The 15,329-nt window shown below is 70.7% G+C and carries 16 protein-coding genes; 5 read left to right on the forward strand and 11 right to left on the reverse strand.

Annotated elements, in window-relative coordinates:
• The first annotated feature begins 32 nt into the window (after positions 1 to 32).
• Genes ABD736_RS14060 through ABD736_RS14075 form a run of 4 tightly spaced genes read left to right on the forward strand, consistent with a single transcriptional unit; the run spans position 33 to position 3,542 of the window.
• Positions 33 to 896, forward strand: a complete 864-nt coding sequence (locus ABD736_RS14060; RefSeq protein WP_344792496.1) for an arginase family protein — start codon at positions 33 to 35, stop codon at positions 894 to 896.
• On the forward strand, positions 893 to 2,338 hold the full coding sequence (locus ABD736_RS14065; RefSeq protein WP_344792497.1) for a dihydrolipoyl dehydrogenase family protein: 1,446 nt from the start codon (positions 893 to 895) through the stop codon (positions 2,336 to 2,338). Before ABD736_RS14060 ends, ABD736_RS14065 begins: the two co-directional genes overlap by 4 nt.
• Positions 2,335 to 2,685 (forward strand): Fe-S oxidoreductase, encoded by a 351-nt coding sequence (locus ABD736_RS14070; RefSeq protein ID WP_344792498.1) that lies wholly within the window; start codon positions 2,335 to 2,337, stop codon positions 2,683 to 2,685. The genes ABD736_RS14065 and ABD736_RS14070 overlap by 4 nt, the downstream gene beginning before the upstream one ends.
• Entirely contained in the window at positions 2,682 to 3,542 is an 861-nt protein-coding gene (locus tag ABD736_RS14075) for an SDR family NAD(P)-dependent oxidoreductase (RefSeq protein ID WP_344792499.1), read from the forward strand. Before ABD736_RS14070 ends, ABD736_RS14075 begins: the two co-directional genes overlap by 4 nt.
• A gap of 3 nt (positions 3,543 to 3,545) precedes the next feature.
• Here the strand turns inward: ABD736_RS14075 and ABD736_RS14080 are convergent, their stop codons facing one another.
• From ABD736_RS14080 to ABD736_RS14120, 9 genes are all read right to left on the reverse strand, one after another.
• Positions 3,546 to 4,325, reverse strand: a complete 780-nt coding sequence (locus ABD736_RS14080) for an ABC transporter ATP-binding protein (RefSeq protein WP_344792500.1) — start codon at positions 4,323 to 4,325, stop codon at positions 3,546 to 3,548.
• Positions 4,322 to 5,116: an ABC transporter ATP-binding protein gene (locus ABD736_RS14085; protein ID WP_344792501.1), complete on the reverse strand. Its 795-nt coding sequence runs from the start codon at positions 5,114 to 5,116 to the stop codon at positions 4,322 to 4,324. The genes ABD736_RS14080 and ABD736_RS14085 overlap by 4 nt, the downstream gene beginning before the upstream one ends.
• The gene (locus ABD736_RS14090; RefSeq protein ID WP_344792502.1) at positions 5,106 to 6,023 is read right to left on the reverse strand and encodes an ABC transporter permease; all 918 of its coding nucleotides are present in this window, start codon (positions 6,021 to 6,023) and stop codon (positions 5,106 to 5,108) included. The genes ABD736_RS14085 and ABD736_RS14090 overlap by 11 nt, the downstream gene beginning before the upstream one ends.
• Complete coding sequence (locus ABD736_RS14095; protein ID WP_344792503.1) at positions 6,020 to 6,970, reverse strand: ABC transporter permease; 951 nt, start codon at positions 6,968 to 6,970, stop codon at positions 6,020 to 6,022. The genes ABD736_RS14090 and ABD736_RS14095 overlap by 4 nt, the downstream gene beginning before the upstream one ends.
• Complete coding sequence (locus tag ABD736_RS14100) at positions 6,967 to 8,484, reverse strand: ABC transporter substrate-binding protein (RefSeq protein WP_344792504.1); 1,518 nt, start codon at positions 8,482 to 8,484, stop codon at positions 6,967 to 6,969. Before ABD736_RS14100 ends, ABD736_RS14095 begins: the two co-directional genes overlap by 4 nt.
• Before the next feature lie 161 nt (positions 8,485 to 8,645).
• Positions 8,646 to 9,530 (reverse strand): alpha/beta fold hydrolase, encoded by an 885-nt coding sequence (locus ABD736_RS14105; protein ID WP_344792505.1) that lies wholly within the window; start codon positions 9,528 to 9,530, stop codon positions 8,646 to 8,648.
• 209 nt (positions 9,531 to 9,739) lie between these two features.
• Positions 9,740 to 11,242, reverse strand: a complete 1,503-nt coding sequence (locus ABD736_RS14110) for an amidase (RefSeq protein WP_344792506.1) — start codon at positions 11,240 to 11,242, stop codon at positions 9,740 to 9,742.
• Between the two features lie 179 nt (positions 11,243 to 11,421).
• Positions 11,422 to 12,900, reverse strand: a complete 1,479-nt coding sequence (locus ABD736_RS14115; RefSeq protein WP_344792507.1) for an HNH endonuclease signature motif containing protein — start codon at positions 12,898 to 12,900, stop codon at positions 11,422 to 11,424.
• A gap of 126 nt (positions 12,901 to 13,026) precedes the next feature.
• A complete protein-coding gene (locus ABD736_RS14120) occupies positions 13,027 to 13,620 on the reverse strand; it encodes a CGNR zinc finger domain-containing protein (RefSeq protein ID WP_344792508.1) in 594 nt (197 codons plus the stop codon).
• A 53-nt stretch (positions 13,621 to 13,673) separates the two neighbouring features.
• On the opposite strand from ABD736_RS14120, the gene ABD736_RS14125 reads away from it, so the two are divergent.
• Positions 13,674 to 14,582 carry a DMT family transporter gene (locus ABD736_RS14125; protein WP_344792509.1) on the forward strand — a complete coding sequence of 303 codons (909 nt, stop codon included), beginning with the start codon at positions 13,674 to 13,676 and terminating at the stop codon, positions 14,580 to 14,582.
• On the opposite strand, the gene ABD736_RS14130 is transcribed toward ABD736_RS14125, so the two are convergent.
• Both ABD736_RS14130 and ABD736_RS14135 read right to left on the reverse strand, forming a co-directional pair.
• The gene (locus ABD736_RS14130; protein ID WP_344792952.1) at positions 14,551 to 15,150 is read right to left on the reverse strand and encodes an SDR family NAD(P)-dependent oxidoreductase; all 600 of its coding nucleotides are present in this window, start codon (positions 15,148 to 15,150) and stop codon (positions 14,551 to 14,553) included. The two genes, ABD736_RS14125 and ABD736_RS14130, sit on opposite strands and share 32 nt — an antisense overlap.
• Positions 15,075 to 15,236: a hypothetical protein gene (locus ABD736_RS14135; RefSeq protein ID WP_344792970.1), complete on the reverse strand. Its 162-nt coding sequence runs from the start codon at positions 15,234 to 15,236 to the stop codon at positions 15,075 to 15,077. Before ABD736_RS14135 ends, ABD736_RS14130 begins: the two co-directional genes overlap by 76 nt.
• Positions 15,237 to 15,329 lie beyond the last annotated feature (93 nt).

Consider the following 15,329-nt stretch of genomic DNA (forward strand, 5'->3'; position numbering starts at 1 on the left):
CACGATCGCGCGCTGCTCGATAGGGTGACCACATGCCCGCGCGCTTCCTCGTCGTGCCCCAATGGCAGGGCTCAGGGTCGTCGCGAGCGATGCGTCTCGCCGACGGCGCCAATGCCATCGCGGGCGACCTGCCCGCGGCCGCCACGACTCCGGTCGAAGTGCGTATCGAAGCCGGGGAATCCCTCGGCACGGGCGTGCAGCGCTACTCGTCGATCCGTGCCGTCGCCGACCAGGTGCGCGCGGCGCTCGACACCTTCGACGACGACGAGACCGTCTTCCTGATCGGCGGCGACTGCGGCGCGGATCTGGCGACCGCGACGCGAGCGGCCGAGCGCACTCCCGGCGTGCTGCTCGTCTGGTTCGACGCGCACGGCGATCTGAACACGCCGGATTCCTCGCCGAGCGGCGCCTTCAGCGGAATGGTGCTGCGCACGCTGCTCGGCGACGGCGCAGAGGGGCTCGCTCCGGCGCCGGCGCCGTTCGAGCCGGGCCGTGTGGTGCACGCCGGTGCCCGGTCGCTCGACGATGCGGAGGCGGAGTATCTCGACACTTCGCGTATCCGCGCCGTCACGGTCGCCGAGCTTGCGACGCCCGACGCGCTCGTCGAGGCGGCTGCGGCCACCGGCGCGACCAAGATCTACCTGCATGTCGATCTCGACGTGCTCGACCCTGCGGTGATCGAGGGCGTGGGGTACCCGGAGCCGTTCGGGCTCGAGGTCGAGCAGCTCACCGCAGCGATCCGTGCGCTGCGGGCGCGCTTCGAGCTGGTCGGCGGCGCGGTGACGGGTTTCGCTCCGGCGTCGCCTGAGGCTGCAACATCCGATCTCTCGGCCATCCTGCGCGTCCTCGCGGCGCTGACCCGCCCGCTACCCGACCCACCTGCGGAGGAATCATGAGCACCAGCTACGACGTCATCGTCATCGGCGGCGGCGCGATCGGCGAGAACGTCGCCGACCGGGCCGTGCAGGGCGGCCTGAGCGCCGTCATCGTGGAGGCAGAGCTCGTCGGGGGCGAGTGCTCGTACTGGGCATGCATGCCGTCGAAGGCGCTCCTGCGCAGCGGCTCGGTGCTCGAGACCGTGCGCACCGTGCCCGGCGCCGCAGAGGCGGTCACCGGGAAGCTCGACGTCGAGAAGGTGCTGGCCCGCCGCAACACGGTGACGAGCAATTGGAAGGACGACGGCCAGCTCGAGTGGCTGGATTCCGCGCACATCGACCTCGTGCGCGGCCACGCCGTGTTCACCGGCCCCAAGGCCCTGAAGGTCACAGCCGCCGACGGCACCGTGACCGAGCTCGCCGCGAACCACGCGATCGCCGTCTCGACCGGGTCGCTGCCCCAGTTGCCCGACACCCCGGGCCTCGCCGAGGCGCAGCCGTGGACGAGCCGCGACGCCACGAGCGCCCAGACGATTCCCGCCTCGCTCGCGATCATCGGCGGCGGGGTCGTCGCAGCCGAGATGGCGACGGCCTACACCTCGCTCGGCGCGCAGGTGACGCTCATCGCCCGCGGAAAGCTGCTCGGCAACCAGGAGCCCTTCGCCGGCGAGAAGGTCGCCGAGGCGCTCACGAAGGCCGGTGCCGATGTGAAGCTCGGCGTCGCGGTCGAGCGGGTCGAGACCGACGCGGCGGCGGCCGGCGGGCACACCCTGCTGCTCTCCGACGGCAGCGCCGTCGTCGCCGAGAAGATCCTGGTCGCGACGGGCCGCGTGCCCCGCACGAGCGACCTGGGGCTCGAGGCCATCGGCCTGCCCACGGGCGAATACCTGAAGACGGATGACTCGCTGCGCGTGCTCGACCCGGGCGGCAACCCGATCGAGTGGCTGTATGCCGCCGGCGACGTCACGGGCCGCGCGCTACTCACCCACCAGGGCAAGTACCAGGCGCGCATCGCCGGCGACGCGATCGCCGCGCGCGCCCTCGGCAAGCCGGTCGACACCTCGCCGTGGGGCGTGCACTCTGCCACCGCCGACCATGCGGCCGTGCCGCAGGTGACGTTCACCACGCCCGAGGTGGCGTCCGTCGGGCTGACCGCCGCCGAGGCCGAGAAGCGCGGCATCCGCACCCGCGTCGTCGACTACGAGATCGGCTGGGTCGCGGGCGCGACGATCCATTCGGACGGCTACGAGGGCACCGCCCGCATGGTCGTCGACGAGGACCGCCGCGTGCTCGTCGGGGTCACGTTCGTGGGCGCGGATGTCGGCGAGCTGCTGCACTCCGCAACGATCGCCGTCACCGCCGAGGTGCCCATCGAGCGACTCTGGCACGCGGTGCCGTCGTACCCGACGCTCAGCGAGGTGTGGCTGCGGCTGCTCGAGGCCTACGGGCGCCCGACGGCATGAGCGCCCTCTCGCGCCTGATCTCCTTTCCTGGCTACGTGTTCGCGACCTGCGTCGGGCTGGTCTGGGGCTTCCTCTGGAGCACCGGCGAGGTGCAGCACCGTGGCGGCCTGTTCGTCTTCACGGGCATGCCGAGCTGGACCTTCGGCCGCGGGGGCTCGTGCGTCGGCGCCTGCTATCTGACGGCGCACAACGTCAGCGATGCGATCCTCGAGCACGAGGCCGTGCACAAGCGGCAGTGGCAGCGCTACGGAATGCTCTTCCCCTTCCTCTACGCGCTCGCCGGGCGCGACGCGCTGCGCAACCGCTACGAGATCGAGGCGGGGCTCAAGAAAGGCGGCTACCTGTGAGCACTCCCCGTGTCATCGTGGTCACCGGCGCGAGCTCGGGCATCGGGCGCGAGACCGCACGGGCCGTCGCCGAGCGTGGCGACCACGTGGCGGTCGTCGGGCGCAACCCGGAGCGCACGCACTCCGTCGCGCGCGAGTGCGACGGTGAGGCATACGTCGCCGACTTCGATCGCTTCGATGACGTGCGGATGCTGGGCGAGCAGCTCCTCGCCCGCTACGACCGCATCGACGTGCTGGTCGGGAACGCGGGCGGTCTGATCAGCGAGTGGAAGCTCACCGCGGACGGCCACGAGCGCACCCTGCAGTCGAACGTGCTCTCGCCCTTTCTGCTCACCCAGCTGCTGCTGCCGCGCCTCCAGGCGACGGCGGCGCTGGCCGACAGCGCGCCCGGCACCGTGCGGGTGCTCGCGACCGCGTCGATGGCGAACCAGTGGGGAAAGCTCGCGCTCGACGACCTCGAGTGGGCCGAGCGGCCCTATCGCCGCGGGTGGCCGGTGTACGCCGCGGCGAAGCTGGCCGTCGTCATGTGGATCCGCGAGCTCGCCGAGCGGCTGACGGGCACCGGCGTCGATGCGTACTCGGTGCACCCGGGCACGGTCGCGACCAGCTTCGGCGGCACGTCCCGCCTGGTGCGCTTCGGCAACGCCGTGCTCGGCGGGCACTGGGGGCGCAGTGCGCTGAGCGGCGCGGAGCCCCTCATCGCCTTCTCGAGCACGCTGCCGATGCAGGCGCCGAGCGGCACCTACTTCTCGCGATTCCGACCGTTCGGCGGCACGGGGGCGCAGGCCGCGGACCCCGCGCTGCGGCGCGAGCTGTTCGACCTGCTGGCCGAGCTGACCGGGGTCGGGCCGGTCTAGCCCTCACGCCAGCCGCGGAGCCGCTGCCAGCAGGCGGCGGGTGTACGGGTGCTGCGGCGCGCCCAGCACCTCTGCACTGGCGCCCTGTTCGACCAGCTCGCCGTCGTGCATGACCAGCACGCGGTCGGCGATGTGGTGCACGAGCCCGATGTCGTGCGAGACGATCACCATCGCGAGACCGAGCTCGTGGTGCAGACTGCGCAGCAGCTCGAGCACCTGCGCGCGCACGGTCACGTCGAGCGCCGAGAGCGGCTCGTCGCCGATCAGCAGGCGCGGCCGGTGCACGATGGCGCGTGACAGCGCCACGCGCTGGCGCTGGCCGCCCGAGAGCTCATGGGGGTAGCGCTCGGCCAGCTCCGGGTCGAGGCCGACGCGCTCGAGCACCCCGCGCACGAGCGCAGCCCGGTCGCCGTCGATGCCGAGCGCCCGCAGCGGCTCTGCGACCGACGTGCCGATGCGCATGCGGGGGTCGAGCGACGAGTACGGGTCCTGCAGCACAATGCCGGTCTCGCGGCGCAGCCAGCGCAGCGAGCGCGCCGGACCGGCGACGACCTCGCGGCCGTCGAAGCGCACGGTCCCGGAGCTCGGGCGGTCGAGCGCGAGCAGCAGGCGCATCAGCGTCGTCTTGCCGGAGCCCGACTCGCCGATCACGGCGAGCGTCTCGCCCGCTGCGAGATCGAAGTCGATGGGTCGCAGGGCATGGGTCACGGAGCCGTCGCCTCGCGCACCTGCACGGGGATTCCGGTAGCTGCGGCTGAGCCCGCGCACTTCGAGCAGGCTCATGCCGCACCGCCTTCCGCCGGCCGCCAGCTGGTGGCGCGAGCAGCGGCGACGAGCCCCGCGGTGACCTCGTGCCGCGGCGCCGCGAGGATCTGCTCGACGGGACCCGACTCCACCTCGCGCCCGTGGGCGAGCACGAGCACGTCGGTCGCGATCTGCGAGAGCACGGCCAGGTCGTGCGTCACGAACACCAGCGAGGCATCCGTCTCGCTCACCAGCCGCCCGAACAGCGCGAGGATCTCGGCCTGGATCGTCACGTCGAGGGCCGTCGTCGGCTCGTCCGCCAGCAGCAGCCCGGGCCGGCAGGCGACGGCGATGCCGATGGCGACGCGCTGGCGCTGGCCGCCCGAGAGCTGGTGCGGGTAGCGCCCGACGATCCGCTCGGGGTCTGGCAGGCGAACGAGCTCGGCGAGGCGCACGGCGGCGTCGTGGCGCTCGGAGCGCCGCAGCCCGCCGTGCAGCTCGAGCGGCTCGACCAGCTGGCGCCCGATCGTGCGCAGCGGGTTGAGCGCCGTGAGCGGGTCCTGGAAGACGGTGCCGATGCGCGAGCCTCGAACGGCGGCGAGTTCGCGGTCGGGGCGGCCGAGCAGCTCCTCGCCGTCGAGGCGGATGCTTCCCGTGGCGGTCGCGCCCTCGGGCAGCAGCCCGAGGATCGCGAGCGTCGTGAGCGACTTGCCCGAGCCGGACTCGCCGATAAGCCCGAACCGCTGGCCCGCGGCGACCGAAAAGCCCACCCCGTCGACGACGCGCCGGCCGCCGATCTCGATCACGAGGTCATTGACGTCAAGAGACACGAGTGGCCTCCTTCCCGGCATCCCCGGCCCCTCTTCTGCTACGACGCAACCGCGGGTCCGTCGCCTCGCGCAGCGCGTCGCCGAACAGGTTGAAGCCGAGCACCGTGATCGTGATCGCGAGACCGGGCCACACGACGGTCGCCGGGTAGATCGTGACGTAGTTCTGCAGGATCGACAGCATCCGGCCCCACGACGGCGTGGCCGACGACACTCCGTAGCCCAGGAACGACAGGCCCGCCTCGGCGAGCACCGCGACCGCCGCGCTCAGCGAGAGCTGCACGATGAACACCGGCGCGATGTTGGGCAGCAGGTGTTCGCGCAGGATGCGCCATGGGCCCGAACCGGATGCCTGCGCGGCGACCACATAGTCGGCACGCGCCACCCGGCGGATCTCGCCGCGCGACACCCGCGCGATGTTCACGCCGAAGCCGATGCCCACGGCGATGACGACCGTCCACAGCGACGAGCCGAAGACGGCGGCGAGCATGATCGCGATCAGCAGCGTCGGGAACGCGATCAGGATGTCGATGAGCACGGCGATCGACTCGCGGACACGTCGCGCGGTGAGCGAGCCGAGCGCGCCGAAGGCGAGGCCGACGATCGCGGCGACGACGGACGACAGGAAGGCGACGGCGACGGTCGTGCGCGTTCCGGCGAACAGGTAGCTGAAGATGTCCTGCCCGGTTCCGGTGGTGCCGAACGGATGCTTCGCCGAGGGCCCCTGCCACTGGTGGAAGGGGTCGACGTCGAACGGGTTCTGGGGTGTCCAGAACAGGCTGACCGCGGCCACGATCAGCAGCCCGAGGATGATCACGACGCCGATCACACCGGCGGGGCGGCGCAGCACCTCGCGCAGCCAGTCCGGAGCGCCCGGCGCTCGCCGGCGGCGCGTCGTCGCAGTGCTCATGCCCGCTCACGCTCCCGCGGGTCGATCAGACGGTGGGTGATGTCGACGGCGGTGCCGACGACGAGGATCAGGGCGGTGAGCACGAGCAGCTCGCTCTGCACCTTGGTGAAGTCGCGGTTGCCGACGTCGCTGACGAGCATGCGGCCGACGCCGGGCAGCTGGAACAGCGCCTCGACGATCACGGCGCCGACGATCAGCCCGGCGATCTGGATTCCGATGACGGACACGACCGAGAGCAGCACGTTCGGCAGGCCGTGCGTGATGAGCGCGCGAGTCGTGGTCATGCCCTTCGACGCGGCGGTGCGCACGTAGTCCTGGCCGAGGGCCTCGAGCGCGGCCGAACGGGTGAAGCGCAGGATCACGGCGCCCTCGACCAGCGCGATGGTGAGCGCCGGCAGGATGAGCGCCTGCAGCGCCCGGCCCGGCTCGCGCCAGCCGTCGAGCGGGAAGCCCTGGGTGGGCAGCGCCTTGAGCGTGAGCGCGAAGACCACGATGAGCAGCACACCGGCGAAGACGACGGGAACCGCGGCGACCGCCTGCGCGGCGCCGCTCAGGAGGAATCCGCTGACCTTGCGGTGTCGCAGCGCCGAGACGACGCCGAGCGGCACGCCGATCACCAGGCCGAACAGCAGCGACAGCCCGGCGAGAGGCAGGGTGACCTGCAGCTTCTGCCCGAGCTCGTCGGCGACCGGCGTGTGCGTGATCAGGGAGCGGCCGAGATCGAGGCGCACCAGGCCGCCGATCCAGTCGCCGTACTGCTGCCAGATCGGCCGGTCGAGCCCCAGCTCGGTGCGGATCGCCGCGACCTGCGCGGGCGAGGCCTGCGTGCCGCCGATCACCTGAGCCACATCACCCGGCAGCACGCGCAGGGTGAAGAAGATCAGGATGCTGGCGACCGCGAGCCCCACCACGAGCAGGGCGATGCGGGTCAGAAGGAAGCGGATCACTCCGTCACTTCGAGGTCCGCGAGGTTGATGCGGCTGTTCGCGCCGTCAGTCGGGAAGCCCTTGACCCCGCTCTTGATCGCGGTGATCGGCGTCCAGTTGTAGAGCCAGTCGGCCGGGGCGTCTTCAGAGACGAGCTTGGCCGCCTGCGCGAGCTTCTGGGATTCCTCGCCGGGCTTCGTCGAGGCGAGCGCCTGCGCGTACAGCTCGTCGACCTTCGGATTGTCGTAGTTGAAGTAGTAGCCGGGGGTGGCCCAGCTGCTGAAGTCGTGCGCCTCGGAGTGGTCGACGAGGCTCAGGTCGTAGTTCTTGTTCGTGAAGACCTGGTTGAGCCACGTCGTGAACTCGACGCTGTTCACCTTGAGGGTGATGCCGACCTTGCCGAGCTCGCTGACCAGCACGTCGCTCGTCGCCGTGCCGTAGATGTTCGGCAGGGTGAGCGTGAGGGTCAGCTTGTCTTTGCCTGCTTCCTTGAGCAGCTTCTTGGCGTCGTCGGGGTTGTACGAGTCGATCGAGGTGAGGTCCTCGTAGCCGGGGTCGCTCTTGGGGATGGGGCCGCCGAGCGGCACCCCGGCCCCGCCGTTCGCGGCGATGACGGCCTTAGGGTCGATCGCCTCGCGGATCGCCTTGCGGACCCGGATGTCGTTCAGCGGCGCCTTCTTGCTGTTGAACGCGAGCACGTACTTGTCGGTCGATGCGCCTGTCGTCAGGGTGAAGCCGTTCTGGTTGTCGAGCTTCGACTTGAGCGTGGGGTCGACGGGCGTGACCACCTGCAGGTCACCGCTCACGGCGGCGTTCACCGCCGCGGACTGCTGCGTGTAGTAGTGCCACACGACCTTCGCGACCTTGGCCTTGGGCCCCCAGTAGGACGAGTTGCGCTCGAAGGTGATGCTGTCGCCCTGCTTCCACGAGGTCAGCTTGTAGGGGCCGGTGCCGATGGCGCTCGTCGCGAGGTCGTTGGTCGCGCCCTGTTCGAGCACGAGGCCGGCGCGGCCCGCGAGGTTGTACAGCAGCTCGGCGTTCGGCTTCGAGAGCTTGATGTCGACGGTGTCGTCGTCGGTCGCGGTGATGCTCGAGACGTCCGCGAGCTGCAGGTTGCCGACGTATTTGGGGTTGCTCTTCACCTGGTTGATCGACCAGGCGACGTCCTGTGCGGTGAGCTCCGTGCCGTCGCTGAAGGTGACGCCGCTCTTGAGGTCGAAGGTGTAGTCGAGGCCGTCCGTCGAAACCGTGTGGCTCTTGGCGAGCACGTCGACGATCTTGCCGCTCGGGTCGAGGCCCACGAGGCCCTGGTAGACGTTGTCGATCAGCACCTGGTCGAGTGCCACGCCCGAGGTGGTGCGCACGTTCAGGTCGGTCGGCTCGAGCACGAGGCCGACGTTGAGCGTCGCGTTCGGGTTCGCCTTGCCTGAGGACGATCCGCCGGTGGTCGCGGACTGGCCGCCGCCCGAGCAGGCGGCGAGGGCAAGGGCCGTCGCCGCGGCGAGGCCGGCGACGAGGTACTTCGTGGGGCGCATGGTCTGCTTTCTATGACGAAGAAGTCGGGTGATGCGGGTCGGCTCTTCCGACGCTAGGCGGCGCGCGGCGCGAGCGCACAGCGCCGCGTAACACACGTACAAACGGTGCCATATGTAGGGCAAGGGATGCTGCGCGGCGGTGCGGCGACAGAAGACGCCGGCTACGACTCGCTGAGGGATCCGCCGATGGCGGCAGCCAGTGCGGCCGGCTGCTGCTCCTGAACGTTGTGGCCGGCGTCCAGCTCGACGGTCGTCGCGCGCGGCACGCGCGTGCGGAACTCCGCGATGCGGTCTGCCGAGAGGAAGCCGTGCGTGCCATGCACGAGCAGCACGGGAAAGTCGCCGTTCTCGAGCGGGGACCACAGCGCGCTGAAGTCCACCTCGGGGCGGGCCCCGGCGGGCGGCGCAGCGAGATGGTGTTTGAACACTACGGAGCCGTCTTCGCGCACCCGGGTGTTGAGCACCACGCCGCGCTCGAGCTTGCGCCGGTCGCTGCCGATGCCGGCCGCGAGTGCCGCTTCGACGATCTCGTCACGCGACGAGAACACGAGCGGGCCGGCGAGGAAGTCCTTCACCTGCGCAGCATCGCCTGCCGTCAGACCGGGAGTGATGTCGACCAGCACCAGTGCCCGCACGAGCTCGGGCCGCTGCGCCGCGAGGGCCACTGCGGTGACACCCCCGAGCGACTGCCCGACCACTGTCTGCGCGCGCCCCTCGGCCCAGTCGTCGATCGCGGCTGCCACGGCCCCGGCGTTGGTCGCCGCCGAGTAGTCGAAGTCGTCCCGCCACGCGGATTCCCCGTGCCCGGGCAGGTCGAGCGCGAGCGCCGCGCGCCCCAGGGCGAGCAGGGTGGCGTCCCAGGTGTGTGCGTTCAGCCCCGCGCCGTGCACGAAGGTGAGGTCGGGTGCGTCGCCCCAGAGCAGCGTGCTGACGCGTCCGCCGGGTGAATCGGTCTCGACCCGTCGCACGGGCAGTCGGGCGCCGGTGGCGCCGACTTCGCGTGCCTCCTCGTCGAGGTAGCCGAATTCGTCGAGCACCTGGGTCACGTGCGTTCCTTCCCGTTCAGATGCGGATGCTGGTCCGGATGCCGCCACTGTAGGCACGCGCCGAGGTCACGGCTGCGCTCGTTACGCCGCTTTACTCGTCGTGCGCCGCAGCACCTCGGACGCTCGCGCTCGGCCACGCCCTCTTGCCGCCCCCGCACTCGTTGCCGCGCCCGCACTCGCGAACCCGGTGCAGCTCTGGCCTCGCCCGCTCACCACAGCGGCGGTCTTCTGAACCGCCAGCGGATCACCCGCTCGAGCTGCGCGCTCAGGGCGAGCAGCGTGCGCTCGCCACCAGGTCGGCCGATCAGCTGCACGCCCATCGGCAGGCCGGCTGGGGCATCCGGCGTCGCCTCTGTCTGATAGACGGGCACCGTGATCGCGGGCAGCCCGGCCACGTTCACCATCGACGTGAAGGGCGTATAGCGGCACTGCTGCTCGAAGTTCAGCTCGGGGTCGAGCCGGTCGTACCAGCCGTTCGGCCGAGGAGTCATCGCAACCGCCGGCGTCAGCACCGCATCGAAGCCGGCGAACCGCGTGATGACGTCGCGCTCGAAGCGGCGCAGCACCCGAAGGGATTCCATGACGCGGCCGGCGGGCAGCGCGCGCCCCTGTTCGACGAGCCATTGGGTCAGCGGGTCGGCGAGCGGCAACTGTTCGTCAGTGAGCGGCAGCGTTGCCGCGCCGCCCTGCCAGATGTCGCGGAATGCGGGAGCGTAGCCGGAGTCGAGCGGCAGTGCGGTCTCTTCAATGCCGTGTCCGAGCCTGTCGAGAGCGGCGACGGCGACGTCAAGGGCGGCGGATGCCTCGGGCGAGAGCTCGATCGGGCCGTACTCGGCGTCCCACGCGGAGCTCGTCATGACCCCGATCTGGAAGCGCTTCGTGCCGTCGTCGAGCTCGCCGCGCACGGCCGCCGAGAGGAACGGCCCGTCGCCGCCGGGTGCTCTGACCGCGTAGCGGTGGTCGATCGAGCCGTCAGAGCGCCGAGCGACCAGGCCTTCCAGCAGCAACGCGGCATCGGCGGTGGTCCGCGCGATCGGTCCGGTGACGATCAGTCCTTCGGGGGTTCCGAGCCCGCTGCCGTCGGGAACGAGCCCGCGCCCGGGCTTCAGGCCGACGAGTCCGCAGGCTGCGGCGGGGATGCGGATTGAGCCCCCGCCGTCGGTCCCCGGCGCGAACGGCAGCAGTCCGGCGGCGACAGCGGCCGCCGCTCCCCCGCTTGAGCCGCCGGCGTTGCGACTCAGGTCCCACGGGGTTCGCGCCGGGGGCCCGACGAGCGACTCGGTGTAGCTCGGCAGCCCGAACTCGGGCACTGAGGTCTTGCCGAGGCTGATGCCACCCGCGGCGTCGAGCTGGGCTACCTGGTCGTCGTCCGTGTCAGGGATGAATCCGGTCATCGCTCGCGACCCGAAGCCGGTCGGTACGCCGGCGCGGTTCCAGAGGTCCTTGTCGGCGAAGGGCAGTCCCCACAGCGGGACCGATTTCGGGACAGACGTCTCGACGTACCGTGCTCGTTCGAGTGCCGCGTCACCGGTGACGGTCACAAGCGCGCCGAGGGTGTCATTCATCGCTTCGATGCGCTCGAGATACGCCTCGGTCAGCTCGACCGGGCTGATCTGCCCGTTCTGCAGCAGCTGCCACTGTTCGAGCGCCGTGTATTCGTGCAGATCAGCGAAGTCGTCTGCGTCATCCACGGCACTCGTCACGTCGCTCACTCCCCCACTCTGGCACCGCCAGCCCCCTTGAACGTTCTCGATGACCCTGTGATCGGGCCAAGGGTCCGACTACTCCCGGGAGGCGTTCCAATCGCCCGCACCGTCTTCTCGCCACGCACCGTCTTCTTGCCACGCACCGTCTCCGCAATCGAGGCGCTGAAAGCCGCCGAGGCATCGGCCTATCGACCGGGTGGCTCTCCAGATGGTGCTCCTAGTGCTCCTGGCGCTCCCGGTGGCGCTCCCGGTGGCGTTCCGGGTGGTGCCGCCGCTGCGGGCGGTATCCCTGGTGGCGCTCCGGGTGGTGCTGCGGGTGGTGCTCCGGCGTGCTGTTTGAGCCTGGCGGCTTGTCCGTTTCCGGCGGTTGTCCAGTCGATGACCCGCCCGCCGTGGGCGTAACGCACCTCGGGAGTGCCGTTGATGATCCGGACCTGCCAGGGGCCGGTGTCGATTTCGTGGTGATGGAACCAGCACAGGAGCACCCCGTTGTCGAGGTCGGTGTTGCCGCCGTTCTTGTAGCTGATGACGTGGTGGACCTCGCACCACTGCGCCGGGACCGTGCACCCCGGGATCAGACAGGTGCCGCCGTCCCGCAGGGCGATCGCGCGCCTTTGGCGGCGGGTGAATCCGCGCACGCTGCGCCCGAGCCGCAGGACTTCGCCGTCGTCGCCGAAGATCACCGTCTGGATCCCGCCCGTGCACGCGGCCTGCTCGGCCTCAGCGACGGGGACGGGTTCGGGGGTGCCGGCGTAGAACGCCAGCCCCTCACCCGAGTGCAGTTCTTTGGCGGTGGTGGAGATCCACACGGTGGGGTGGTCCCCGTCCATGTCCGGCACCTCGGCCGAGCGCGCCTGGGAGGCGAACACGTCCCGCAGCAGATCGGCGTTCACCTGCCCGCGGGTGCGCCCATCAGCAGGTGCCCGCCCATCACCCGGCGTCAGCTCGTCGGACGGCTGGAAGGTGACCGTCTTCTTCCCTTTCGGGTTCCCGAACGCGTCCAGCACTCCCCGGATGACGGCGGCGTGCCCGGCTGGCAGCAGGCCGGACACCTTCGCCACCCCATCCACCGTGGGGCTGATCCAGAAGAACCGCTCCGCCATCGCCTTCGCCGCCTGGTCTTCGACGACCCGAACGTCCAACAGCGCGGCCTTCTCCGCCGCCTTAGCTTTCACCTCATCCGCCCCGGCCGTGGTCGCGAGCTCCACGAGCTCCACCTCCACCAGCGAGAGTTCAGCGGCATCCGCACGGCCGAGATCCTTCCCGGCGGCCTTCTGCAGCTCCGAGCTGATCGCCGCGGCCGCCTCCCGGCCGATCCGCCCGTCTAGAACCGCCTGCTCGACCGCGGGCAGCTTCTTGAGCTCGGTCACCTGCGCGACGAGCTTCGCGGCTTCCTTGCCCGAGCTCTTCGTCAACCCCTGGATCGCCCCGGCGGCGGTCTTGAACCCCAGACGCCTCGCCAGGGAGTCCGGCGACTCGGGGTCCGAGCGGTGCTGCACCTCCCCGGCCACCGCGAGCTCCACCGCATCCAGGTGACGGTGCACCGCGGCAAGATCCTCCGCCAGCCGCACCAACTGCCCATCCGTCAAAGCCGACGGGTCAACAGGCAGCACGCCCGCCAGGCGCGCAAGCGCCCCGCACGCGGCAGACCCGACCTTCGACATGCTCCGAGTCTACCGAACACAACTTCGAATTGGAAGACGCAGTTACGAATACTTATTCACATGCGCCCGAGCACGCCGACTTCTCCACAAGCCCGCCCGGCACACGCATCCGCCCGCAGAATCACGCTAAACCGAGCCACCGACACCCTCGCCGTCAGTCACCCGCGCCCGGTGCGCCCGCACCCGCAGCCGATTCCCGCACGACTGATCGGTGCACCACCGCCGGCGCCCGGTCGGGTCGAAGAAGATTCCGGCACAGGTGTCATCCCCGCACGCGCGCAGCTGCGCGCGGCGCGGCCCGGTCAGGTCCTCGACGGCGGCCCGAGTCAGCCGCGCAAGTGCCTCTTGCGCAGTCGCAGGCCGGCGCACCAGCAGACCGTCGGCGCCTCGCGCGACGCGCAGCCCCGAGTCAGCCGCCAGCGCATCCCCGATGACCCGCACGTCCCCAGCGCCAACCGCCGCGACGCCAGCACGAGCACCCGCACCGCCCACCACAGCCACCGCGACCCGATGCAGCGCCTCGCGCACCTGCGCGAAGCGCTCCACATCCGCAGCCCCGACGGCGCGAGCAGGCGCGAGACCATTCGCCGCGAGCCACTCGCCAAGGGCGGCGGCGCTCGAAATGCGGTCGCGATGCCGATCGGCAGTCCGATAGCGCCCCTCGCGCGTCGAGAGCAGGTCGAGCCAGGCGGCGCCGTTGCCGCTGCGGAACGTCGTCATGGCATCAGCGTAACGCTTTGACGCATTACGAAGCCCGTGCCACTCTGTAACACGTGAAAGCATTACGCGTCGACGCGCTCGGCATCACGTTCATCCTGGTCTGGGCGAGCGGCTACGTGGTGGGCAAGCTCGCGACGGACGTGATGCCGCCCCTCACCGTGATGCTCTGGCGCTTCGTGCTCGCGCTCGCGGCACTTGCTGCGATCGCCGCCATCCGCCGCGAAGCATGGCCGAGCGGCCGCGAGCTGTGGGGCCTCGCCGGTATCGGCATCCTCATGTTCGCCCTGCAGTTCGGCGGCCTCTACACCGCCCTCGCCGAGGGCATGCCTGCCGGCACCGTCGCCCTGATCGCCTGCTCGTCGCCGCTGCTGATCGCCGCCGCCAATGCCGCTCTCCGCTGGGAGCGACTGTCGCCCGCCCGCTGGCTCGGCATCATCCTCGGCGTCATCGGCGTGGTCATCACCCTCTCCGATCGGGTCGGCCGACCGCCGAGCAGCACCGCGCTGCTCTGGACGCTGCTCGGGCTTGTCGGCCTGGCATCCGGCACCATGCTGCAAGCCCGCCTGCGGCCGACGAGCGGCCCGACCGCACAGGGCACGGTCGAAGTCGCGGCCGCCACGATCGTCATGGCCGCCTGGGCGCCCTGGAACGGCAGCCTCGCGATCCCCCTCACCGCCCAGGCACTCAGCAGCTACCTCTGGCTCGCCATCGGCGGAAGCGTGATCGCGCCGCTCATGCTCTTCGCCCTCATCCGCCGCCGCGGTGCCACCGGTGCGAGCACCCTGCTGCTCGTCGTGCCGGCTGTGACTGCGATCGCGTCGTGGCCGGTGTTCGGCACCCCGATCGGCCCACTGACGATCATCGGCCTCGCTGTCGCCGGCCTCGGCCTCTGGCTCGCTCAAAGACGCGCAGCGCCTCGCCCGCTCCTCGTCACCACGGCACCGTCCCGTTCCGATCGGTGAAGGTCCCGGTCGGCGCCGCGCCCCCGAGCAGCGCAAGCCGCACGACGGCATCCGTGCCCTCCTGAACCGTCTGCGTACCCGTCCGTCCGTTGAGATCGGTCGCCGTGTAGCCAGGGTCCACGGCATTGAAGCGGATGCCTGGCAGGCCATTCGCGTACTGAATGGTCACCATCGTCACCGCGCTCTTCGACGAGCAATAGGCCACGCTGCCGAAGCGCGCCCACTCGGTCTCGGTCATCGCGGCGAAAGACCCCATGCCGCTTGACACGTTGATCACCGACGGCGCCTCGGCCGCCTTCAGCAGCGGCAGGAACGCGTGTGTCACGCGCACCACGCCGAACACGTTCGTCTCGTAGAGGCGCCGTAGGTCGTCGGCCGTCACCTCCTCCGCAGCGGCGCGGCCGCCGATTCCCGCGTTGTTGATGAGGATGTCGAGGCGGCCGACCCGCTCACCGACAACCGAGACCGCCGCACCGACTGACGCGTCATCTGTCACGTCGAGCTGCACGAAGCGCGCACCGAGCGCCGCGGCCGCCGCCTGCCCGCGCTCTGGGTCACGCGCCCCGATCCAGACGTCCTGCCGGCCTCGAGCAGTCGACGGGCGGTTTCGTAGCCGAGGCCCTTGTTTCCCCCGGTGATGAGTGTGATGGTCATATCTCGATGCTCGGCGCGCCGCGCGCGGCACCACAGGCACGCCTGATCGGTAGGACTGCCGGTACTACCCGGGCGATCGCCGGGGATGCCAGG

This window comes from Gryllotalpicola daejeonensis (assembly GCF_039538145.1).
GTDB lineage: Bacteria > Actinomycetota > Actinomycetes > Actinomycetales > Microbacteriaceae > Gryllotalpicola > Gryllotalpicola daejeonensis.

Coding starts and splice junctions, on each gene's coding strand:
- ABD736_RS14080 (WP_344792500.1), bottom strand. CDS start 4,325: ATGAGCCTGCTCGAAGTGCGCGGGCTCAGCCGCAGCTACCGGAATCCC.
- ABD736_RS14060 (WP_344792496.1), top strand. CDS start 33: ATGCCCGCGCGCTTCCTCGTCGTGCCCCAATGGCAGGGCTCAGGGTCG.
- ABD736_RS14065 (WP_344792497.1), top strand. CDS start 893: ATGAGCACCAGCTACGACGTCATCGTCATCGGCGGCGGCGCGATCGGC.
- ABD736_RS14120 (WP_344792508.1), bottom strand. CDS start 13,620: ATGACGACGTTCCGCAGCGGCAACGGCGCCGCCTGGCTCGACCTGCTC.
- ABD736_RS14070 (WP_344792498.1), top strand. CDS start 2,335: ATGAGCGCCCTCTCGCGCCTGATCTCCTTTCCTGGCTACGTGTTCGCG.
- ABD736_RS14090 (WP_344792502.1), bottom strand. CDS start 6,023: ATGAGCACTGCGACGACGCGCCGCCGGCGAGCGCCGGGCGCTCCGGAC.
- ABD736_RS14135 (WP_344792970.1), bottom strand. CDS start 15,236: ATGACCATCACACTCATCACCGGGGGAAACAAGGGCCTCGGCTACGAA.
- ABD736_RS14115 (WP_344792507.1), bottom strand. CDS start 12,900: ATGTCGAAGGTCGGGTCTGCCGCGTGCGGGGCGCTTGCGCGCCTGGCG.
- ABD736_RS14100 (WP_344792504.1), bottom strand. CDS start 8,484: ATGCGCCCCACGAAGTACCTCGTCGCCGGCCTCGCCGCGGCGACGGCC.